The organism is Kribbella deserti (genome assembly GCF_042434725.1).
GTDB lineage: Bacteria > Actinomycetota > Actinomycetes > Propionibacteriales > Kribbellaceae > Kribbella > Kribbella deserti.
Window position 1 is genome coordinate 122,896 of sequence record NZ_JBHLTC010000032.1, and the last position, 21,944, is coordinate 144,839.

14 protein-coding genes are annotated in these 21,944 nt (G+C 68.3%); 11 read left to right on the top strand and 3 right to left on the bottom strand.

Annotation, left to right across the window (positions count from 1 at the left end; all coding sequences use genetic code 11):
- Nucleotides 1–15: 15 nt before the first annotated feature.
- The 7 genes from ACFFGN_RS25130 (at nt 16) to ACFFGN_RS25160 (ending at nt 10,413) form a co-directional block, all read left to right on the top strand.
- On the top strand, nt 16–1,398 hold the full coding sequence (locus ACFFGN_RS25130; protein WP_380052015.1) for an MFS transporter: 1,383 nt from the start codon (nt 16–18) through the stop codon (nt 1,396–1,398).
- Nucleotides 1,395–3,512 (top strand): molybdopterin oxidoreductase family protein, encoded by a 2,118-nt coding sequence (locus ACFFGN_RS25135; RefSeq protein ID WP_380052018.1) that lies wholly within the window; start codon nt 1,395–1,397, stop codon nt 3,510–3,512. The genes ACFFGN_RS25130 and ACFFGN_RS25135 overlap by 4 nt, the downstream gene beginning before the upstream one ends.
- Nucleotides 3,509–7,438: a nitrite reductase large subunit NirB gene (gene nirB, locus ACFFGN_RS25140; RefSeq protein ID WP_380052021.1), complete on the top strand. Its 3,930-nt coding sequence runs from the start codon at nt 3,509–3,511 to the stop codon at nt 7,436–7,438. The genes ACFFGN_RS25135 and nirB overlap by 4 nt, the downstream gene beginning before the upstream one ends.
- The gene (nirD, locus tag ACFFGN_RS25145; protein WP_380052024.1) at nt 7,435–7,782 is read left to right on the top strand and encodes a nitrite reductase small subunit NirD; all 348 of its coding nucleotides are present in this window, start codon (nt 7,435–7,437) and stop codon (nt 7,780–7,782) included. Before nirB ends, nirD begins: the two co-directional genes overlap by 4 nt.
- Nucleotides 7,769–8,893: a uroporphyrinogen-III synthase gene (locus tag ACFFGN_RS25150; protein WP_380052027.1), complete on the top strand. Its 1,125-nt coding sequence runs from the start codon at nt 7,769–7,771 to the stop codon at nt 8,891–8,893. The genes nirD and ACFFGN_RS25150 overlap by 14 nt, the downstream gene beginning before the upstream one ends.
- Nucleotides 8,890–9,600 (top strand): sirohydrochlorin chelatase, encoded by a 711-nt coding sequence (locus tag ACFFGN_RS25155; protein WP_380052034.1) that lies wholly within the window; start codon nt 8,890–8,892, stop codon nt 9,598–9,600. Before ACFFGN_RS25150 ends, ACFFGN_RS25155 begins: the two co-directional genes overlap by 4 nt.
- A gap of 129 nt (nt 9,601–9,729) precedes the next feature.
- Nucleotides 9,730–10,413 (top strand): DUF6891 domain-containing protein, encoded by a 684-nt coding sequence (locus ACFFGN_RS25160; RefSeq protein WP_380052037.1) that lies wholly within the window; start codon nt 9,730–9,732, stop codon nt 10,411–10,413.
- A gap of 92 nt (nt 10,414–10,505) precedes the next feature.
- Here the strand turns inward: ACFFGN_RS25160 and ACFFGN_RS25165 are convergent, their stop codons facing one another.
- Together ACFFGN_RS25165 and ACFFGN_RS25170 are read right to left on the bottom strand one after the other, a co-directional pair.
- Nucleotides 10,506–13,919, bottom strand: a complete 3,414-nt coding sequence (locus ACFFGN_RS25165) for a glycoside hydrolase domain-containing protein (protein WP_380052040.1) — start codon at nt 13,917–13,919, stop codon at nt 10,506–10,508.
- A 138-nt stretch (nt 13,920–14,057) separates the two neighbouring features.
- A complete protein-coding gene (locus tag ACFFGN_RS25170) occupies nt 14,058–14,447 on the bottom strand; it encodes a MerR family transcriptional regulator (protein ID WP_380052043.1) in 390 nt (129 codons plus the stop codon).
- 93 nt (nt 14,448–14,540) lie between these two features.
- On the opposite strand from ACFFGN_RS25170, the gene ACFFGN_RS25175 reads away from it, so the two are divergent.
- Both ACFFGN_RS25175 and ACFFGN_RS25180 read left to right on the top strand, forming a co-directional pair.
- Nucleotides 14,541–15,707: an acyl-CoA dehydrogenase family protein gene (locus ACFFGN_RS25175; RefSeq protein WP_380052046.1), complete on the top strand. Its 1,167-nt coding sequence runs from the start codon at nt 14,541–14,543 to the stop codon at nt 15,705–15,707.
- Nucleotides 15,708–15,744: 37 nt separating this feature from the next.
- Nucleotides 15,745–17,274, top strand: coding sequence for an acyl-CoA carboxylase subunit beta (locus ACFFGN_RS25180; protein ID WP_380052049.1), 1,530 nt, complete (start codon nt 15,745–15,747; stop codon nt 17,272–17,274).
- Between the two features lie 412 nt (nt 17,275–17,686).
- On the opposite strand, the gene ACFFGN_RS25185 is transcribed toward ACFFGN_RS25180, so the two are convergent.
- The gene (locus ACFFGN_RS25185) at nt 17,687–18,829 is read right to left on the bottom strand and encodes a CobW family GTP-binding protein (RefSeq protein WP_380052052.1); all 1,143 of its coding nucleotides are present in this window, start codon (nt 18,827–18,829) and stop codon (nt 17,687–17,689) included.
- Nucleotides 18,830–19,021: 192 nt separating this feature from the next.
- On the opposite strand from ACFFGN_RS25185, the gene ACFFGN_RS25190 reads away from it, so the two are divergent.
- Nucleotides 19,022–19,948 carry an XRE family transcriptional regulator gene (locus tag ACFFGN_RS25190; RefSeq protein ID WP_380052055.1) on the top strand — a complete coding sequence of 309 codons (927 nt, stop codon included), beginning with the start codon at nt 19,022–19,024 and terminating at the stop codon, nt 19,946–19,948.
- A gap of 81 nt (nt 19,949–20,029) precedes the next feature.
- The gene (locus ACFFGN_RS25195) at nt 20,030–21,910 is read left to right on the top strand and encodes a proprotein convertase P-domain-containing protein (RefSeq protein WP_380052058.1); all 1,881 of its coding nucleotides are present in this window, start codon (nt 20,030–20,032) and stop codon (nt 21,908–21,910) included.
- Nucleotides 21,911–21,944 lie beyond the last annotated feature (34 nt).

A 21,944-nucleotide genomic window follows, 5' to 3' on the forward strand; every position in this document is an offset into this window, starting at 1 on the left:
ATGATCGGAGAAGCCATGACGCTCGAGGCACAGCCCGAAGGTGTCGCGCTGCGTGAGCAGCACGGCACGGTCGGTACCGTGGAGGCGCCCAGGCCTGGCCGCTGGATCGATGCCTGGGACCCCGAGGACCCGAAGTTCTGGGCCGACAAGGGCCGCAAGGTCGCCCGGCGTAACCTCTGGCCGTCGATTTTCGCCGAGTTCCTGGGCTTTTCCGTCTGGCAGCTGTGGAGCATCGTCGTGGTGTCGCTGCCCGCGGCCGGGTTCACCTACTCGATGGACCAGATGTTCTGGCTCGTCGCGGTGCCCAGCCTGGTCGGCGCGACGCTGCGGCTGCCGTACACGTTCGCGGTGCCGAAGTTCGGTGGCCGGAACTGGACCGTGGTCTCCGCCTTGTTGCTGCTCATCCCCGCCAGCGGTCTCGCCTTCTTCGTCAGCCGCCCGGAAACACCGTTCTGGCTGATGGTGGTGATCGCGGCCACGGCCGGTGTCGGTGGCGGCAACTTCGCCAGCAGCATGACGAACATCTCGTTCTTCTTCCCGGAGAAGGACAAGGGCTTCGCGCTGGGCATCAACGCGGCCGGTGGCAACCTGGGCGTCGCGGTGGTCCAGCTGCTGGTGCCGATGGTGATCGTCGCCGGCGCGGGTCTCACCCTCGGCCGGGCCGGCCTGATGTGGATCCCGCTGATCGCGCTCGCGGCCATTCTCGCCTGGCGCCTGATGGACAACCTGTCCGCCGCCACCTCGTCGTTCACCGCCTCGGTCGCCGCGGCCAAGCGGCTGCACACCTGGATCATCTCGTTCCTCTACATCGGCACCTTCGGCTCGTTCATCGGCTTCTCGGCGGCCTTCCCGCTGCTGGTCAAGACGACCTTCCCCGAGATCGCGGCGGTCAAGATCGCGTTCCTCGGCGCGCTGGTCGGTTCGGTCTCGCGGCCGCTCGGCGGCAAGCTGGCCGACCGCGTCGGCGGTGCGCTGGTCACGGTGATCGCGTTCGTCGTGATGGGCGTCGGCATTCTGTCGGCCGTCGCCGCCCTGGGATCCGACAACTTCACCTGGTTCCTGCTCAGCTTCCTGGTGCTGTTCGTCGCCAGCGGCGCGGGCAACGGGTCGACGTACCGGATGATCCCCGCGGTCTTCCGGCAGACCACCAAGGACGTGGACGGCAAGCCTGAGCCCGCCCGGGCCCGGCGCGAGGCGGCGGCCTGTATCGGTATCGCCTCCGCGGTCGGCGCGTACGGCGGCTTCCTGGTCCCGCGTGGTTTCGCGATCTCCACCGGGGAGTTCGGCTCGCTGGTACCGGCCCTCTACACCTTCTGCGGCTTCTACGTCGTCTGCCTCGTCGTCACCTACGTCTGCTACCTGCGCCGGGGCGGACCGCTCAGTCAGGAACGCGTATGACCGCAGGGGTTGCCACGCATTGCCCGTACTGCGCGCTGCAGTGCGCCACCACCCTGCACCCGGCGAACCAGCCGGGTGCGGGGCCGGTGAGCGTCGAGCCGCGAGACTTCCCGACCAACCGTGGTGGCCTTTGCCAGAAGGGCTGGACCGCTGCGGCCGTACTGGATGTGCCCGATCGCCTGACCACGCCGCTGATCCGCAAGGACGGCGTACTGACGCCCGCGAGCTGGACCGAGGCACTGGACTACGTCGCGGAGCGTATCAACGCGCTTCAGGCGGAACACGGCAACGACTCGGTCGCGGTCTTCGGTGGTGGCGGGCTCACCAACGAGAAGGCCTACGCGCTCGGCAAGTTCGCCCGGGTGGCGCTGCGTACGGCGAACGTCGACTACAACGGCCGGTTCTGCATGTCCTCCGCGGCAGCGGCGACCAATCGGGCGTTCGGAATCGACCGAGGGCTGCCGTTCCCGCTCGCGGATGTTGGTGACGCCCAGGCCGTTCTGCTGGTCGGCAGCAACCTGGCCGAGACGATGCCCCCGGCCGTCGCGCATCTCGCCAAGGCGCAAGAACAAGGCGGCGTGGTCGTCGTTGACCCGCGTCGTACGCCGACCGCGGCCCTGGCCGACGTACACCTGCAGGCGACGCCTGGGACGGACCTCGCGCTCGTACTGGCCCTGACGCACGTAGTGCTGCAGGAGGGCCTCGCGGACCAGGACTACCTGCAGGAGCGTACGGACGACCCGGACGGGTTGCACCGCTCAACAGCCGGGTGGTGGCCGGAGAGGGCCGAGCGCGTTACCGGCGTACCGGCGGCGCAGATCCGGCAGGCGGCGCGCTTACTCGCTGCAGCGGCTCCGGCCAACGGCGGCGAGGGGTGCGTCATCATGACGGGCCGAGGTGCCGAGCAGCACAGCAAGGGCACTGACACCGTCACGGCCTGCATCAACCTCGCACTGGCCCTCGGCCTACCTGGACGGGCCAACAGCGGCTACGGCTGCATCACCGGCCAGGGCAACGGCCAAGGCGGCCGGGAGCACGGCCAGAAGGCGGACCAGCTTCCGGGCTACCGCAAGATCGACGACCCGGCCGCGCGCGAATACGTCGCGAACGTCTGGGGCGTAGACCCGGCAGACCTTCCCGGCCCAGGTAAGAGCGCAGTAGAGCTCATCGACGCCCTAGGCACTCCGGAGGGCCCGAAGGCGCTCCTGGTCCATGGGAGCAACCTGATCGTGTCGGCACCTCGGCTCGCCAGTGTGCGCGAGAGGCTCGCGAGCCTGGATCTGCTCGTAGTGGCGGATGTAGTTCCGTCCGAGACCGCCTTGCTTGCCGACGTGGTTTTCCCGGTTACCCAGTGGGCCGAGGAAGAGGGCACGATGACGAGTCTGGAAGGCCGAGTCATCCGTAGGCGCCAGGCCCTTCGGCCGCCCGGTGACGCCCGTAGCGACCTGGCGATCTTCGCAGGCCTGGCCGAGCGTCTACCCACGCGGAGCGACGGCTTCAGCTTGGACCCGGCAGAGGTGTTCGACGAGCTGCGAGAGGCCAGCAAGGGCGGTATCGCCGACTACGCCGGAATCAGCTGGGACCGGCTCGACGCGGGTGAGGCGCTGTTCTGGCCTTGCCCGGCCGACGACCACCCCGGTACGCCGAGGTTGTTCGCGGATCGCTTCGCTACTCCGGACGGTAAAGCCCGCATTGTGCTGGTGGACCACCGGGCGGTGGCGGACGACCTTCGTGCCGACGCGCCGCTCTACCTCGTTACCGGCCGGCTCTTGCAGCACTACCAAAGTGGCGCGCAGACCCGCCGGGTAGCGGAACTGGCCTCGGCCGAGCCGGAGGTCTTCGCCGAACTGCACCCGCGCGTGGCGACCCGCCTCGGCGTACCCGATGGCGGCGAGGTCGAACTCCGTACGGCCCGCGGTTCGATGCGGTTGGCGGCGCGGGTCAGTTCCGACGTACGGCCGGACACCGTGTTCGTGCCGTTCCACTACGGCGGTGCCGGCGCGGTCAACGAGCTGACGAACGACGCCCTCGACCCGGTGTCGCGTATGCCCGAGTTCAAGGTCTGCGCGGTCGAGGTGCTGGCCGTCGCGAACACCAGGGAGGTGTCGGCATGACCCGTGTGATCGTGATCGGCGCCGGTATGGCCGGAACGCGATTCGCGGACCGGCTCGCCACCGAGGCACCCGGCCGGTTCGACGTCCAGGTGCTCGGCGACGAAGCGCCGTACAACCGGACCAGGCTCACCGAGTACGTCGCGGGGCGTGCCGCGGCACCGGCCGTCGGCCCGGGTGGACCCGGGGTCGTGCGGATCGACCGCGCCCGGAAGTTCGTTGTCGACGGCAACGGCCGGCGCTGGGACTACGACCACCTGGTCTTCGCCACCGGCGCGGCCCCGGCTATTCCGGCCGGGCTCGGTGCGCTGCCCGAGGGGTGTCACGTACTCAGGTCCGCCGACGACGCGCGGGAGATCGTGGCCGACGCCGAGGGCGTACGGCGCGCGGTGGTACTCGGCGGCGGCGTTCTCGGCGTCGAGCTGGCCTGTGCGCTGCGCGACCGGGGTGTCGCCGTCACGGTGGTTCACGACGGCGAGGCCTTGCTGGAGAAGACGATCGGCCTGACCGCGGGACGCCGGGTGACCCGCGCGGTTCGTGGTCTCGGTGTCGAGGTGATGCTCAACGCCGAGGCCGGCCGGATCGTGGCGCGTGACAACCGCTTTCGCGCGGTCGAGCTGAGCCGCGGCCGGGTGGTGCACGGTGAACTCCTGATCGTTGCCTGCGGCACCAACCCGCGTACCGAACTGGCCCGCGCGGCTGGTCTCACCATCGGCGCGACCGGTGGCATCGCGGTCGGCGCGAACCTGACCAGCGGCGATCCCGCCATCCACGCGATCGGGGACTGCGCCGAGGTCGACGGCGTTCGCACCGGCACGGTCGAGCCGGCCTGGGAACAGGCCGACGCGCTCGCGAACATCCTGCTGGCCCAGGGCGAGTACGAGGCCCGTCCGGAGGTCGTTCGCCTCACCGCGGGCGGTCTGGACGTGCTCGCGATCGGCAGTACCAGTGCGCAGGGCGAGGTCGTCCAGCTGGACGACGGCGAGCGGTACGTCCGGGCCGTACTGACCGACGGCATCGTCCGTGCGGCGGTCAGCGTCGGTGCGCCCGAGGTGGCCGCCGAGCTCGTGTTGCTGGCGGACCGGCACACCCAGGTGGACGGCGCCACGCTGCTCAAGACCGAAGAACCCAGTACTAACAAAGACAGCACGGTGTGCCGCTGCAACGGCGTCACGCGCAGTGTCATTCGGCAGGCGTGGGAAGGCGGAGCCGACAGTGTCGCCGGCATCGCCAAGCAGACCAGAGCGACCACCGGTTGCGGCAGCTGTGTCGGTGCTGTCGGCAACCTTCTCGACCGGCTTCGGCAGGGCGAGACCGAACCCGTTCCGGCCAGGAGGGCAACGATGACCGAACTGAAGCAGGCCAAACACGTGGTGGTGGTCGGTGGCGGCATGGTCGCGCACCGGCTGGTCGAGGCACTGCGGTCCCGCGACGAGAACATCGCCTGGCGGATCACCGTTTTCGCCGAGGAGCCGCGGCTGCCGTACGACCGGGTCGCGCTGACCAGCTACTTCTCCGGCCGCGATCCGCAGGACCTGGCGCTGGGTGAGCCCGAGCTGTGGGACGACCCGGCGGTCACCCTGCGCAAGGGCGTTGGCGTCACCTCGATCGACCCGGCTGCCAAAACCGTCGCGACCACCCGCGGCGAGGTGGTCGGCTATGACGAGCTGGTGCTCGCGACCGGTTCGAGCGCATTCGTACCGCCGGTCAAGAACAGCGACGTCCAGGGCTGCTTCGTCTATCGCACGATCGACGACGTCGCCGCCCTGCGCACGTATGTCGAACGCCTCAAGAGCGAGCGCGAAGGCGATGTCAGCGGCGTGGTCGTCGGCGGTGGTCTGCTCGGTCTGGAGGCCGCGGGCGCGCTTCGGGCCCTCGGTGCCACCACGACCGTGGTCGAGTTCGCGCCACGCTTGATGCCCTTGCAGGTGGACGAGGGCGGCGGCAGTGCGCTCGCCCGGCTGATCCGCGGCCTCGACGTGAACATCATGACCGCCAGCCAGACCACCAAGGTCCGTACGAACACGATGGGCGCGGCCAAGGCGATGTCGATCGCCGACGGCGCCGACGTACCCGCTGACGTGGCCGTCTTCGCGACAGGTGTCCGTCCCCGCGACGAGCTGGCCCGGAACGCGGGTCTCGAGATCGGCGAGCGCGGCGGTGTCGTCGTGGACGCCTCCTGCCGTACGTCGGTTCCGGGCGTCTGGGCCATCGGTGAAGTGGCCTGTATCGAAGGCCGGGTCTGGGGTCTGGTCGCACCCGGGTACGCGATGGCCGAGATCGTGGCCGACCGCCTGCTCGGTGGCGAGGCGACCTTCCCGGGCGCCGACTCCTCCACCAAGCTGAAGCTGCTCGGCGTGGACGTGGCCAGCTTCGGTGATGCCTTCGGTACGACGGAAGGCGCGCTCGACATCGTGTACGCCGATCCCGTCGCCGGGGTCTACAAGAAGCTCGTGCTCTCGGACGACGCCCGCACGTTGCTCGGCGGAATCCTCGTTGGCGACGCCTCGGCGTACGCGGCACTCCGGCCGATGGTCGGACGCCCGCTCGGCGTGGACCCCGCGTCGTACCTGCTGCCGGAAGGGGCGCAGCCGGCGCAAGGGGAGCTGCCCGACGACGCGGTGGTGTGCTCCTGCAACAACGTTGCCGCCGGCACCATTCGTTGCGCCGTCCGGGACGAGGGTTGTAGCGACATCACCTCGTTGTGCGGCAAGACCAAGGCCGGTACGAGCTGTGGGTCCTGCCTTCCGCTGGTGAAGAACCTGCTGAACAGCGAACTCGCCGCCGCCGGTGTCGAGGTCAGCAAGGCCCTGTGCGAGCACTTCGAGCTGTCCCGCGCGGAGCTGTTCGACGTTGTCCGGGTGACCGGGCTGCGCACCTTCAGCGAGATCGTGACCCGCCATGGCAAGGGCCGCGGCTGCGATATCTGCAAGCCGGTGATCGCCTCGATCCTGTCCAGCCTGGACCCGGGCGGCCACGTGCTCGACGGCGAGCGCGCGACCCTACAGGACACGAACGACTTCGTGATGGCCAACCTGCAGAAGGACGGCACGTACTCGGTGGTTCCACGGGTTCCGGCCGGGGAGATCACGCCGGAAGGCCTGATCACGATCGGCGAGGTGGCCCGCGACTTCGGGCTCTACACCAAGATCACCGGTGGCCAGCGAATCGACCTGTTCGGCGCGCGGATCGAGCAACTGCCGGCGATCTGGGCCCGGCTGGTCGACGCCGGATTCGAGTCGGGCCACGCCTACGGCAAGGCGCTGCGCACGGTGAAGTCCTGTGTCGGTTCCACCTGGTGCAGGTACGGCGTACAGGACTCCGTGGGCATGGCGATCGCGCTCGAACTGCGCTATCGCGGTCTGCGCTCGCCGCACAAGCTCAAGCTCGGCGTCTCCGGCTGTGCCCGCGAATGCGCGGAGGCCCGCGGCAAGGACGTCGGCGTGATCGCCACCGAGAACGGCTGGAACCTGTACGTCGGCGGCAACGGCGGTATGACGCCGCGGCACGCGCAACTGCTCGCCTCGGACCTGACCGACGAGCAGTTGCTGCAGGCAATCGACCGGTTCCTGATGTACTACGTACGGACCGGCGACCGGTTGCAGCGCACTGCGACCTGGATCACCTCGATCGAGGGCGGCCTGGACCATGTTCGCGAGGTGGTGATGGACGACAGCCTTGGCATCGCGGCGGACCTGGACGCGGCGATGTCCGCGCACGTGGATTCCTACGCCGACGAATGGCGCGCGACGCTGAATGATCCGGACAAGCTCGCCCGGTTCGTTTCGTTCGTCAACGCTCCCGACCAGCCGGACGCCGATCTCCGGTACGTGGTGGAGCGCAACCAACCCCGGCCGGCGACCCCGGCCGAGAAGGAACTGACCGGACCGGTGCTGTTGGCCGGCCCACGACTGGAGGTTCGCTCATGAGTGTTCCGACGATGGCGGTCACCACCGCCGTCTGTGCCTACGAGGTGCTGCTGCCCGAGCGGGGTGTCGCCGCCCTGGTGGGCGACCGGCAGATCGCCTTGTTCCGCACCCACGACGGCACCGTGTTCGCACTGGACAACCAGGACCCCTTCAGTGGTGCCAACGTGCTGTCCCGCGGCATCGTCGGCAGCCGGGGCGAGGTACCGACCGTGGCCTCGCCGATGTACAAGCAGGTGTTCGACCTGCGCACCGGGCAGTGCCTGGACGATCCGGAGGTCCGCGTCGCGAGTTACCCGGTGTCCGTCGTCGACGGCCAGGTAGTGGTGGGGTATGGCGACAACTAGACCGGGACCGCTCAGCGGTTGCACCCTGGTCGTCACCGCCCACCGGCGGGCCGACGACCTGATCGCCTCGTTCGAACGACGTGGCGCGAAGGTGGTGCACGCCCCGACCCTGCAGATCATTCCGATCGAGGAGGACGCCGCCCTGGTCGAGGCGACCCGGCGGGTGATCGCGAACCCACCGGACGACGTCGTGGTCACCACGGCGGTGGGCTTTCGCGGTTGGATCGAGGCGGCCGACACCGCCGGACTGGCCGCGGATCTGCTCAGCACGCTCGAGCAGGCCCGGCTGCTGGCGCGCGGCCCGAAGGCCCGGGGCGCGATCCGGGCCGCCGGACTGGTCGAACACTGGTCGGCCAAGTCCGAGACCACCGCCGAGGTGGTCGAATGGCTGCAGAACGAAGGCGTCAGCGGACGCAAGATCGTCGTCCAGTTGCACGGCATGTCCGATCCGGGTTCGCTCGAGGCGCTCCGATCCGCGGGCGCGTCCGTTCGTGGGCTCGAGGTGTACCGCTGGGGTCCCGCGCCGGACGAGGCCGCGGTGGACCGCGCGATCGGGCAGATCTGCGCGGGCGCGGTGGACGCCGTGGTGCACACGTCGGCCCCGGGCGCGCAGGCGATGCTGGACGCCGCCGCGCGCTCCGGGGTGTACGACGAACTCGTCGCCACCTTGCGCGGCGGCCGGGTGATGAACGCCTGCGTCGGGCCGATCACCGCGCTGCCGTTCCGCACCATCGGCCTGGACCCGGTGGTGCCCGACCGGTTCCGGCTCGGCGCGCTGATCCGGATCGTCACGGACAAACTGATCGACGACAACGCCCGCTCGATCGAAACCGAACTCGGCCCGCTCGTGATCCGCGGCGGCGCCGCCGTACTGGATGGCACGGTGTTACCCCTCGGCCCGGGCCCTCGCGCCGTACTCGCCGCCCTGGTGGCCGCGGGTGGCGACGTGGTGTCCCGGCCGGACCTGCTCTCGGTACTGCCGGGGGCCGAAGACGTTCATGCCGTCGAGGTGACGGTCAACCGGCTGCGCACGGCGATCGGACGGCCCGAACTGGTCCGTACGGTCGTCCGGCGCGGCTACCGCCTAGCAGTCGCAGGAGGCGCATCATGATCGATCTGGTTGCAGTCGCTCACGGTACGGCGGACCCGCGGGGGATTCGTACCGTCCGGGACCTCGTTCGGGAGATGGCCGTGTCGCGGCCGGAAATCCCAATGTCGTTGGGGTTTGTCGACGTGCAGGAGCCGGCGCTTCCGGGGCTGGTATCCCGTGTTGTTGCCGATAGCAACCAGTCGGTGCTGGTTCCGTTGTTGCTCAGCAGTGGGTATCACGTCGGCGTGGACATCGGCCGCGAGGTCGTACGCCGCCCTGGCCAGGTGGTCGCCGCGCCTGCGCTCGGGCCGTCCCCGGTGCTGGCCGACGTACTGGTGGATCGGCTGGGAGACCTGAGCGGGATCGACTCGGTGGTACTCGCGGCCGCGGGGTCATCCGATCGGGCCGCGCTGCTCGACTGTTCGGCGACGGCCGCGCTGCTGGGTGAACGGCTCGGGCGGTCGGTGGAGGTCGGGTACATCTCGGGCGCGGGGGAGCGGCTCGGGCCGGTTATCGCCCGTACGCCGGGAAGGGTGGCGGTGGCGACGTACTTGCTGGCGCCCGGCTTCTTCGCCGATCGCGCTGCGCGGATCGCTGGTGCGGCTGGGGCGGTTCGCTGCTCGGCGCCACTCGGAGCGGACCGCCGTATCGCGCAACTCGCCCTGCAACGGTATGACTTGGCTCTCGCATCCACCACAAAGCGACGAGTGGACGCGTTTTGCCGCTGAAGGCCGACGCGCACCCGCGCGCTCACGGACGAGCGGCAAAACGCGTCCACTCGTCGCCACCCTGGGCGCCGGCCAGCCAGTTTTGACCTGGTGGCGAAACTGTCGGTGGCACGGTTTAGCCTTCGGGACATGGGATTTCTCGACCGCTTCCGCCGTTCCGCTGCTTCGTCGGATGCCGCTGCCTCTGGGCCGCCGCCAGCTTCGGTCTCTGCAGGCGCGGTGGCCTCTGCTGGCGCGTCGGCTGAGGTGGAGGACGCGTTGCGCGAGCAGCTGGTCGACTGGATCCGGCCTGGGTTCCTGGATCGGGACGAGGTGCTGGATCGGGCGCGGGACTACTTCGAGGGCGAGGACGAGTCCATCCCTGACGAGCGGATCACTGTACTGGTGGACGAGGCCTGGGCTGCCCGTCTGGCCGAGCAACGGATGTGGACCGGCGAGAGTGACGCGGAGCGGTTGGAGGCGGCGTTCGAGCACTTGGAGAACTCGGGCGTCGTGGCCCGAATGAACTTCACCTGCTGCCAGACCTGCGGAGTCGCCGAAATCGGTGACGAGCGACCGGACCCGAGTTACGCCGGCTACGTCTTCTTCCACCAGCAAGACGCCGAACGCCTCGCCGATCCAGATCCGCACCTCTTCCTCGCGTACGGCGCCTTCGACACCACCCGCGAGAACTACGTCGCCAAAGACGAGGCCATCGGCCGCCAGATCACCGTCGCCCTGACCCAAGCCGGCCTACCCCACACCTGGACCGGCTCCGCCACCGAACGAATCTCCGTAGGCCCCCTAACCTGGCATCGCCCCCTCCCGGACTAACCCCACGGACTGGCCTTCACCTCGCCCACTGCGCTCGCGCCCGCCGGTGGGTGCCAGCCCTTCGATGCGGAGTGCCCAGGCCAGTAAGAGTGTCAGTGCACGGTCAGCTCGTCCGCGAAGATGTAGTCCGCGAAGTTCGCGTGTGCCTTCGTGAGCCGGACCTTCACGTGCCGCGCGTCGACCGACGCGAAGGCCAGATCGAACCATCTACTGCCCGGCGCGGACGTTGTCGCCCGCTCGGTGTAGGTGACACCGTCGGTACTGGTCAGCACGACGACCTGGTCCGGCCGGTAGTTGTGCTCGCCGTCGGCGTACTCGCGCAGGGAAACCGCCCGAACCGGCTTGGTCTGGCCGAGATCCGCTGCGAGCTCGACCGTTCGAGTCTGACCAGCGTTCAGGTGGAATCCGTAGGACAGCCCGTCGGTGTAGTGACCCGCGAGACGTGCATCCACCGATTCGGCGTTCGCAGTGTCCGGGTACGGCGGATCGGTGGGCTCGTGGGTGACGCCCCGAACCAGGTTCGGCCCCAGGTCGCCGTACACGTTGATCTCGTCGACGAACAGGTAGTCCGCGTAATGGCCGTGCGTCTTGGTCAGGCGGACGGTGACGTATCTGGCGGTGACCCGGTCGAAGGCGAGGTCGTACCAGCGGCCGGTGGGTAGGCCGGTCGATGCGACAGCGCTCCCGTTGACGATCACCTCGACGCGGTCCGGCGTGTAGTCGTGGTCGCCGTCGTCGAACTTGGCCAGCCGCAGACGTTCGACCGCTCGCGTGGATCCAAGATCGACGTTGAGGTCGACGGTTTTCGTCTCGCCCGCGGCCAACTGGTAGCCGTACCCGAGGCCGTCGTCGTAGCCGCCGGCGCCTTGTCCGTCGGTCGACTCGTTACCCGCGTCGGGATAGGCCGGGTCGGGTGGCGCGGACTTGGTGTACGTGCGTCCCCAGGCCAGATCGTGCTTCGGCGCGGTCGCGGCCTCGTAGACCTCCACCTCGTCGAGGAACATCACGTCACCACCGGCCTTGGTGAACTCGACGCGGACGTACCTCGCCGGGACGGCATTGAAGTCGACGTCGTACCAGACACCGGAGTTGCCGTTCGCGCTCTTCTGCGTACCGCGTTGGGTGTACCGGATGCCGTCCACGCTGGTGAGGACGCGAACCTGGCTCGGCCGGTACGCCGGGTACTCCTCGTAGGCGTGCGCGCGGACGTTGTCGATCGTGCGGGTCGAGCCGAGATCGACGGTCAGGGACGCGGTCCGGGTTTGACCGTTCACGACCTTGTAGCCGTACGTCCGGCCGTCGTCCCAGGCGTCGGCCGGTATACCGTCCGTTGCCTCGAGACCTGCGTCGGGGTACTCCGCGTCAGGCTGCGGTGACAAGGTGTACGACCGGCCGCCCGCAAGGTTGGCCGCGGTGAGAGGCGTGCCGCTGATCTCGGCCGAAGCGACCTCGCCCGCGGTTTCGATCCGGACGTGCCGGGTCTTCGCGTTGAGGCCAGTCAGACCCGTGGTGACATTCGGGACCTCGGTCCACCGGCTGCCGTCGTACGAGATGGCGATCTTGGTGTTCGCGAGGTTCGTACCGGTCAGGCGGACCGTGTCGACCTGGGTCTGGCGGCCCAGGTCGAGCTTGAGCTGGCCGTTCTGGCCCGCGTGCCACGTAGTCGCCGGGTCGTCGTCGATGGCGTTGGCGGGGCTGCCGACGGTGGCTGTGGCAGTCGCCGTACGGGCCGGGTCCGGTACTGAACGCCCGCTCGCGATGTCGAGGGCCAATCGCCGTACCCGCGTCATGTACTGCGTGTCGGGCGTGTAGAGGTCGCCCCGGCTGGCGAGGGCTGCGCCGAGTTGGCGGGCGAGTGGGGCGTTGGTCTTGCCGATCAGCGTGAGGACCTCCCAGTCCTCCAGGCCGTCGCGCAACGACTCGTAGCGGACGGTCGACTCGATGGTCATCCGGTCCTTGTCGGGCAGGACGATCCAGGCATCGCCCTTCACGTCCTGGTCCTTGATGTTGTACTGCCAGTTGTTGAAGGCCCAGTGCAGATAACCCGTGACCTGGCGGGAGTAGGCGAACCACATGGTCAGGCGCTGGTTCCACTGCGGCTGGTCGATCGCCCGGTTGAGATAGTTCCCGACCGGCAGATTGCAGTTATAGAGCCAGAGCTCCTTGCCCTCCGCGCGACCGGCGTCCCAGTCGGCCGTGTGCTCGCCGTAGGCCAGCATGTTCGGGATCAGTATGTCGGTCCGGGGACGAAGGAAGTCGTGGAACGACGCGTCACCGAGTTTGACCTGCGGCCAGTGCTGCTTGATCCGGTTCGCGATCGCGTTGTACGCCTCCTGCGCATGCGCGGCGGCCGGCTCGTCGCCGACGTGCATCCACCACTTGTTCGTCCAGCTCTTGGCGGCGAGGTGATCGCGGAGAGCGGGCACGTACTGGTCGATCCAGTTGTTCGCGGCGGGTGAGTCGTACGGCACCCACTGGCGTCTGCCGTCGGAACCGATGATCTCCAGGTCCCACTTGGTCCGGTTGTTCGGGCCACCGGCGAGCCAGAAACCTTCCAGCCGCTTGGCCATACCGGCGTCGATGAAGAACTGGACCACCTGGTCGAACCTGGCCCAGTTGAACGTGTAGCGCCCCTGCGCATCCGGCCGCGTGCCGCCGTCGAGCAACATCGTGACCATCGGGATCGCCAGGTTGTTGGTCCGGTGCTGCTTCATCGACTTGGCGACGTTGCCCGCGAGCTCCCACCAGCCAGGGCTGTACCGCTCGACGCCGTAGTACTTCTTGATCGTCTCCTCGGGATACTCCGACCAGGAGATGTCACCGAACAGCAGCGTCCACATCGACTGGCTGAACCCGCTGTCGATCGCGTCCGGGATATCCACCGCGCGCACATCGATCTTGATCGGTACGACGCGGTGGCCGGCGTTGGTGACCACCGAGGCCGTGCCCTCGTAGAGACCGGGCGGCGTGGTCTTGGGAACGTAGGCGTTGATCCAGATCGGCTGCGTAGTACGAGCCGCGACCGTGGTGCTCGGGCGGTTGGAAAGGCCGTCGGGGAACGCGGCGGGCCCGTTGCGGATGACCGGGTAGATGGTCTTGTTGTCCCACCAGGGCAACAGCGAGTTGCGCTCGAGGTCCTGGTAGTCAACGAAGTGGTAGGCGAGATTTCCGGCGCCGATCTGCGCTCCGCCTGGGCCACTGAGCGCGGTGAACTGAACGGTCTCGATGCTGAACTGCCGGTCGGAACGAAGGACGATCTGGCCGCCCTCGTACTCGTTCCGCCCGGTGTCGAGCGTGACCGTCCGGCCCGCCTGAGCACTCGGTCGAGAATCCCGGAAGACACTGGCCGACGACGGCTCGGTCCACACCTCCGGCCCATCGCCGACCACCTGCCGGCCAATCTGCGAGCCAGTCCGCTGGTCGGCCTCAGCTGCTGCTGGTGCTGCCGTGGTGGTGCCGGTGATGGCGAGCGTCGTCACCAGCAACGCGGCGAATATCTTCCGCACATCTGCCCCTCAAGTCGGGTATGCCACCCACTGTCAAGGCAATCCGACCCCACGAGGAGAAAACGCGAAAGACCTTTTCCAGTCCGCTCGAAAAGCTTGCTCGATCAAGGAATGAACTCAACGCCGTGGACGGCGGGGTCAGTCGGCCAGGGCCTTGAGGTCGGCCTGGCAGCGGCGTTCTACCTCGGCCAGTTCGGCCAGGGTTTCGTCGATGTCGCGGCGGCGCTGTTCGAGTTCGAGCCGCCTAGAGGTGATCTGCTCGAGCAGGTAGGTCAGCTGGCCCTTCTCGCCCGGCTCCGCGTCGTACATGTCGACGATGGTGGCGATCTCGTCCAGGCTGAAACCGAGCCGCTTGCCGCGCAGGATCAGCCCGAGGCGGACCCGGTCGCGCGGGTGATAGACGCGCACGGTGCCGCGGCGTTCGGGCGTCAGCAGGCCCCGGTCCTCGTAGAACCGGATCGTGCGCAGCGTGACGTCGTACTCGGCCGCCAGTTCGGCGATCGACCAGGTCCGGCTGTCGGCACTCACCTGGATATTGTGCACGTCGCCAGCATGCTTTACGTTTACGTAAGCGTCAATCACCGGACCCGCGTCAGAATCACCTGGACCCCTGGAGTCGGAATGTCCTTCGAGCTGTCCCCTGAGCACAACGAGTTCCGCGCCAGCGTGCGCGACTTCGCCCAGGCCGAGATCGCGCCGTACGCCGCCGAGTGGGACCGCAAGCACCACTTCCCGGTCGACGTGGTGCACAAGATGGGTGAGCTGGGTCTGTTCGGTCTGACCGCTCCCGAGCAGTACGGCGGCGCCGACGGGGACTTCACCAGCCTGTGCGTGGCGATCGAGGAGATCAGCCGGGTCGACCAGTCGATGGGCATCACGCTGGAGGCCGCCGTCGGGCTCGGCATCAACCCGATCCTGACGTACGGCACCGACGAGCAGAAGGCGGAATGGCTGCCCGACCTCGTCGCGGGCAAGCGCCTCGCGGGATTCGGTCTGACCGAGCCGGAGTCCGGATCCGACGCCGGCGCGACGAAGACCCGCGCCGTACTCGAGGGTGACGAGTGGGTCGTCAACGGCTCGAAGCAGTTCATCACCAACTCGGGCTCGTCGATCACCTCGGTGGTCACCGTCACCGCCCGCACGGGTGAGCGCGCCGACGGAAAGCCCGAGATCTCCACGATCATCATTCCGAGCGGTACGCCGGGCTTCGTGGCCGAGGCACCGTACGACAAGCTCGGCTGGCACGCCTCCGACACGCACCCGCTGAGCTTCACCGACTGCCGGGTGCCCGCGGCGAACCTGCTCGGCCAGCGCGGCAAGGGCTTCGGCCAGTTCCTCGCGACGCTGGACGACGGCCGGGTGGCGATCTCTGCGGTGGCCCTCGGTTGTATCAAGGCCTGCCTCGAGATGTCCGTGCAGTACGCAGGTGAGCGCAAGACCTTCGGAGTGCCGATCGGCGCCAAGCAGGGCGTGGCCTTCCAGATCGCCGACCTGCAGGTGATGGCCGACGCGGCGGAGATGCTGACGTACAAGGCCGCCGCGCTGAAGGACAAGGGCGCGCCGATCAAGGAGTTCAAGCAGGCCGCGGCCGTCGCGAAGCTCTACAGCACCGAGGCCGCCGTCACCGCCACCCGGATCGCGACCCAGGTCTTCGGCGGCTACGGCTTCATGGAGGAGTACCCGGTCACCAGGTTCTACCGCGACGCCAAGATCCTGGAGATCGGCGAAGGTACCTCCGAGGTTCAGCGCATGCTGATCGCGCGTGGACTGGGCCTCCCCGTCGAATGAGTCGAGGTCCGTTGAGTGAGCGTGTGAGGATGCAGGCATGAGCCGGGATCACTGGACAGAGTTCAAGGTCGCGCGCGAGGCGACGGTCGCACCGCCCGAGAAGGCCGCGGCCAAGCTCGCTTCGCAGAACAAGTTGTACGTACGCGACCGGATCGGGCTGTTGCTCGACGAGGGCTCGTTCGTCGAAGACGCGCAGTTGGCCAACGCCCTGAACCCGGGTCTCCCGGCGGATGGCGTGGTCACCGGCCGTGGGCTCGTCGACGGCCGGCCGGCGTTGGTCGTCGCGAACGACCCGACCGTGAAGGCCGGTTCGTGGGGTGCTCGTACGGTCGAGAAGATCGTCCGGATCACCGAGGTGGCCCTGCGCGACGAGCTGCCGATCTTCTGGCTCATCGACTCCGCGGGCGCGCGCATCACCGACCAGGTCCAGCTGTTCCCCGGGCGGCGTGGCGCCGGGCGGATCTTCCACAACCAGGTCGCGCTCTCGGGCAAGGTCCCGCAGATCTGCTGCCTGTTCGGCCCGTCCGCGGCGGGTGGCGCGTACATCCCGGCGTTCTGCGACCTGGTGATCATGGTCGACGGCAACGCCTCGATGTACCTGGGTTCACCCCGGATGGCCGAGATGGTCGTCGGGGAGAAGGTGACGCTGGAGGAGATGGGCGGCGCCCGGATGCACACGAGTGTGTCGGGCTGTGGCGATCTGCTCGCGAGCGACGACGCCGAGGCGATCGACCTCGCCAAGCAGTACTTCTCGTACGTGCCGGGTTCGTGGCAATCCAACCCACCGTCGTACGACGCGGGGGAGGCGGGCCGTGCGTTCACGCGCGACCTGGTTCCGGCCGAGGAGAGCGTCGGGTTCGACATCCACGACGTGATCGACGCCATCGCGGACGCCGACTCGTTCTTCGAGCTCAAGCCGTCGTACGCGCCGGAGCTCGTCACCGGCTTCGGCCTGCTCGCCGGTCAGGTGGTCGGGTTCGTCGCGAACCAGCCGGCGGTCAAGGGTGGCGTGTTGTTCGTCGACTCGGCGGACAAGGCGGCCCGGTTCATCTGGCTGTGCGACGCGTTCAACATTCCGCTGGTGTATCTGTGCGATGTGCCGGGCTTCATGATCGGCTCCGAGGTGGAACGCGCGGGCATCATCCGGCACGGCGCGAAAATGATCACCGCGGTATCCGAAGCGACCGTGCCGACGGTTTCGGTGATCGTGCGCAAGGCCTATGGCGCCGGGTTGTACGCGATGTGCGGGCCGGGCTTTTCGCCGGACGCCTGTATCGCGTTGCCGACGGCAAAGATCGCGGTGATGGGTCCGGAGGCGGCGATCAACGCCGTGTACTACAACAAGATCCAGGAGATCGCGGACGAGACCGAGCGGGTGGAGTACGTCTCGAAACTGCGCGAGGAGTACGAAACCGATATCGACATCCTCCGCCTCGCCGCCGACCTTGTCATCGACGCCATCGTCGAGCCGGAACACCTCCGCGAAGACCTGATCGCCCGCCTGGCCGCCGCCCAAACCAAGTCCCGCCACTTCTCCACCCGCCGCCACGGCGTCCCCCCGGTCTAACCCCCCCACCCCCACCCCCACCCGCCCACCCCGCCACGCCCAGCCAGCCCGTTGTATCCCGTTCATCGGACTCTTGTGACACGGCGTGTCGGCGTTCATCGGACCCTTGTGACGAAAGGGATGGCGGGCCTTGCATGCATTCGTCGGAATCTGCCCTGCGAAACCTGCACCGGCACGCGGCGCCTGGGGGCAGATTCCGACGAATGAAGGCAAGGTGGAGGTGCCTGGCGGTTGCCGCCTGGGGCGTCGGCCCGCACGTGGTCACAAGGGTCCGATGAACGTCGACACGCCCTGTCACTCGCGTCCGATGACACGCCGGGGTCTGGGCACAAGGGTCCGATGATGGGCGACACGCCGGGTTACAAGGGTCCGATGAATGGTATGCAGCGGTCGGCCGGGCGTGGTGGTGCTGTTAGAGGACGCCGGCGAAGGGGTCGTCTAGGGAGTGCCAGTCGAGGGTGGTCAGTTCGGCCTCGGTGAGGAGGCAGGCGTCGAGGATGGCCTGGAGGCGGGCGGGGTCGAGGCCTACGCCGGTTGCCACCAGGGTGCATTCGGCTAGGTGCTCGGTGTCGGACCATTCGCCGAGGGCGCCGAGGGAGGCGCTGAAACCGGCGGATTCCCAGCGCACGCGTTGGGTCGGGCGGTTGGCGAGCCAGACGACGCCCCGGCTGCGGACCACGCCTTCGACGATGGACTCGAGGGCGTCGTTCAGCCGGGCCGGGTGCAGCGGCCGGGTGGATCGCCAGAGCACGGTGGTGACGCCGGCCTCGTTCGGTTGCAGCCCGGCCGCTTCGGCCAGGACGCCCGCCCAGGCCTCGGCTGCGGCGAAGTCGAAGGCGCCGGTCTGGGAGACCTGTCCGGCCGGTACGCCGCTGGGGTCCGTTTCGACGACGGTGGTCCGCGGGTTCAGGTGGCGGAGCAGGTTGTGCAGGCGTTGCGGCGCGGCGGCGCGGTGGGCGTTCGCCAGTACACAGACGTCGGCGTATTCCACTTGGCGCGCGGTCAGCTCGGCCACGTTACGGCGGTCCGGCGCGCCGAGGTTCAGCCCGCGCTCGGCTAGCAGTTCGTCGCCGGAAAGCTGTTCGACCAGCAGTACGGCGTCCACCACGCAGGTGACGGTGTCGACCGAGATGGCGTCGGGCATCGCCGCGACCAGCGTGGCGGCCAGCGGGCGGGCCTCCATCGCAGGCGGCGCGGCGAGCACCAGGTGCTGCCAGTGACCGCGATCAACCAGAGTCTCGAGAAGCGGCAGCAGGCATTCGATCAGCTGGCAGGCGCCGCAATCGTCACCCACGGCGAACTCCCCGGAGTCCAGCGTCTGCCAACCCGAATCGGCCCAGCCGGCGCTCAGCGGATCCACGCTCGGTGACTGCTGGACCACCTTGCCGGCGGCCGAGACCAGTCGCCAGGTGAGCACCTCGCGGGTGGCCAGCTCGTCCTGCTCCACCACGATCGCGGCGGTGCCGGGGGTGAGCATCGCGGTCAGTACAGGCTCGCGCAGGGTCGTCGAGAGTCCGACGAGCAAGGTGAGCGGAGTCTTCTGGTGGGCGGCCATCTCCGCATTATATGAAAATCGTTTTCACTAGTCCAGTCTTTGCAAAGGCGGGATTTTCCGCGCGATTTCGGCCCAATCCCGGCCTGTCCGCCGTCGACCGGGATCCGGGTCGAGATGCAGGTGTTAACGGTTAAGGGTTCTCGCCGGGCGGCACGCGGGGTTACCGTCGGCGGAGACGAGCCGGGAGAGTCGATGACCGAACAACCGCGGCAGCCGCCGGTCGACGGCGGGTCCGGACCGGAGTTCGCCGCCGCGCTGCGAGCGGCGATCCGGGCGCGTGGTCTCGGCCTCGAGCGGATTCGGGACCACCTCCGCGCTCGCGGGGTCTCGGTCAGCCTCGCCACGCTGAGCTACTGGCAGTCGGGCCGGAGCCGTCCCGAACGGCGCGAGTCCTTGGTCGCGCTCGACCAGCTGGAGTTGGTGCTGGAGGTCCCGGTCGGTTCGTTGTCGGGCCTGCTCGGGCCGCCCCGCCGTCGCGGGCGTTGGCTGAGCCGGGTGCCGAATGCGCCGGAGATCGCCGCCTTCTGGCCGCAGCCCGAGGCCGTCGATGACGCCGTACGGGCGGTCGACACCCGGTGGGACGAGCGGTTGACCCGGATCAGTCAGCATGACCAGGTCTTCATCAGCGCGGATGGCGGGGAGCGGTCGTACCTGTCGCGGCAGGTCCTGCGCGCCGAGGCGGACGGGCCGGACCGCTGGGTGGTGATCATGCATGTGGACGAGCATGATCGCGAGCTGCCGTCGATCCGCCCGTTGCGGCATTGCCGGTTGGGGCGCACGGTGTGCCGTCCCGAGACCGGTCTGCTGGTCGCGGAGTTGCTCTTCGACCGGCCGTTGCTACGTGGTGAAACGATCATCACCGAACACGAACTGGTCAATGTCGCGCCGTATCCGTCGGCGAGCAATTACGAGCGGAAGTTCCGGCTGCCGGTGCGGGAATACGCGCTCGAGGTGCATTTCGATCCGGCCGCCGTTCCGGTGCGTTGCGAACGGTTCTCCCGTCTCGACGGCGAGGCCGAGATCGTCCAGCAGGTAACGGTCGACGCCTTCTCCGTGCATGGCGTGGCGCTGAATTTCGGACCTGGGCGGTACGGTTTCCGCTGGTCGTTCAGTGCTTAATTGTTAAAAGCCGTAGCGCCTTATTGCACGAGAATTTCGGGCCTACTGTCAGGGCATTCCCCGGACAGTGAGGAGATTCCCGTGGCCCCCAGCAGGAAAGTCGCCGGTGGTTCGCTGTTACTGACAGCGGCCCTGTGCCTGCTCACCAGCACCCCCGCCCACGCCGGCGCCTACCAAGCCCCGACTGGCGCCTATCAAGCCCAGGCGCCCCAAGCCGAAAGGTCCGCCCAAGCCGAACGGTCCGCCCAAGCCGAACGGTCCGCCCAAACCGAAAGGTCCGCCCAAACCGAACGGGCTGCGCAAGCAAGGCAAGCCGGCGCCGGACAAGCCAGACAGGCCGATCCAGCCCAGGGCGTCCGGGCGGTGAGTGCCGCGATTCCGCCCGCGCCGGATCTGGCCGGCCGGTGGATCGCCCCCGACGGCCGTCTGATGGTTGCCGTCACCAACGAACAGGCCGCCGCCCGGGTCCGCGCCGCCGGCGCCGTACCGCAGCAGGTGACCCGTTCCCAAGCGGACCTCGAACGTCTCCGTGCCCAGGTCGACCGCGTAGCCCGCGCCGATACCGGCAACCACCTGCAGAGCTGGGGCATCGACCCCGTCACCAACAGCGTGGTGGTCAAGACCCGTAACCCGAAGGCCTTCCGCCTCAAGGCCCGGGGCGTACGGATCGTCCAGGTCAGTACGACGTTCCGCCAGCAGGCTGGTGACGTGAACCCGGGTGATCCGTGGTGGCCGGGCAGCGAGACCTACTGCTCGGTCGGCTTCGGTGCTACCGATGCCCAGGGCAACAAGCACTTCCTGACCGCTGGGCACTGCACCAACGATACGAACCAGGCGGCGTACGGCGAGAGCAGCCAGCGCAACCGGATCGGCACCTCCAACGTAGGCGGCAGCCGTAGCGTCAACGCCCGCGAAGGCGACATGGGCGTGGTCGCGGTGACCGAGACCGGCTGGAACCTCAGCGCGAGCGTCAACACCTGGGGCCAACCGGCCGTCACCGTGACTGGTTCGGCCGAGGCGATCGTGGGCGATACCGTCTGCCACTCGGGAAACACCGCGCCGAATTTCGAATGTGGCAAGGTCAACGCGGTCAACCAGTCCATCGACTACGGCAACGTCGTGATCGACGGGCTGACCACGACGAGCGCGTGTTCCCAAGGTGGTGACTCTGGCGGCGCGTGGTTGCGCGGCGACAAGGCCGTCGGCCTGCACTCCGGTGGTGAGAGCACCTGCCAGGCCAACCAGGACAACTCGATCTTCCAGCCGGTCAACGAAGCCCTGACGAAGTGGGGCCTGACCTTGTTCACGGGTACGCCGGATCCCGGCGGTGATACCCAAGCTCCGACCGTACCGGCCAACCTGCGGTCAACCGGTACGACGGCCGCCAGCGTTTCCCTCGCCTGGGACGCCTCAACCGACAACGTGGGCGTGACCGGGTACGACGTCTACAACGGCTCGACCCTCGCAGCCTCGGTAACCGGTACGACGGCCACGATTTCGGGTCTTACCTCGGACATGGCGTACTCCTTCACCGTTCGGGCGAAGGATGCGGCGGGCAACAAGTCCGGGTCTTCCGCGGTCGTGACCGCCAGGACGCAACCGGGTAGCAGCGGTGGACGGACGTTCAGCAACGGTACGGACTATCCGATCCGGGACTACCAGACTGCGGTGAGCGCGATCCGCTCGACGGCTACGGGTGCGGCCGCCGTACCGCTGAAAGTGGTTGTCGAGGGCAACCACACGTGTCTGGAGGACCTCAACATCAGCCTGGTCTCACCCTCGGGCCGCTGGTACTACCTGCAGCGCTATGGCGGGTTCACCTGCCACCCGTTGCCCGCCAGCAAGACGTACTCGGTGACCCCGGTCGCGGGTGAGGCCGCGAGTGGAACGTGGACGCTGCGCATCGGCGACAACGGTCCAGGCGACACTGGCACTCTCACCGGCTGGACCATCACCGTCTGAATCGAAAACCTCTGAAATAAAGGAAAACGGTCAG

Excerpts from the sequence above, each read along its gene's own strand:
- ACFFGN_RS25190 (WP_380052055.1), top strand. The coding sequence starts at position 19,022 with ATGACCGAACAACCGCGGCAGCCGCCGGTCGACGGCGGGTCCGGACCG.
- nirB (WP_380052021.1), top strand. The coding sequence starts at position 3,509 with ATGACCCGTGTGATCGTGATCGGCGCCGGTATGGCCGGAACGCGATTC.
- nirD (WP_380052024.1), top strand. The coding sequence starts at position 7,435 with ATGAGTGTTCCGACGATGGCGGTCACCACCGCCGTCTGTGCCTACGAG.
- ACFFGN_RS25155 (WP_380052034.1), top strand. The coding sequence starts at position 8,890 with ATGATCGATCTGGTTGCAGTCGCTCACGGTACGGCGGACCCGCGGGGG.
- ACFFGN_RS25180 (WP_380052049.1), top strand. The coding sequence starts at position 15,745 with ATGAGCCGGGATCACTGGACAGAGTTCAAGGTCGCGCGCGAGGCGACG.
- ACFFGN_RS25175 (WP_380052046.1), top strand. The coding sequence starts at position 14,541 with ATGTCCTTCGAGCTGTCCCCTGAGCACAACGAGTTCCGCGCCAGCGTG.
- ACFFGN_RS25185 (WP_380052052.1), bottom strand. The coding sequence starts at position 18,829 with ATGGCCGCCCACCAGAAGACTCCGCTCACCTTGCTCGTCGGACTCTCG.
- ACFFGN_RS25135 (WP_380052018.1), top strand. The coding sequence starts at position 1,395 with ATGACCGCAGGGGTTGCCACGCATTGCCCGTACTGCGCGCTGCAGTGC.
- ACFFGN_RS25160 (WP_380052037.1), top strand. The coding sequence starts at position 9,730 with ATGGGATTTCTCGACCGCTTCCGCCGTTCCGCTGCTTCGTCGGATGCC.
- ACFFGN_RS25150 (WP_380052027.1), top strand. The coding sequence starts at position 7,769 with ATGGCGACAACTAGACCGGGACCGCTCAGCGGTTGCACCCTGGTCGTC.
- ACFFGN_RS25130 (WP_380052015.1), top strand. The coding sequence starts at position 16 with ATGACGCTCGAGGCACAGCCCGAAGGTGTCGCGCTGCGTGAGCAGCAC.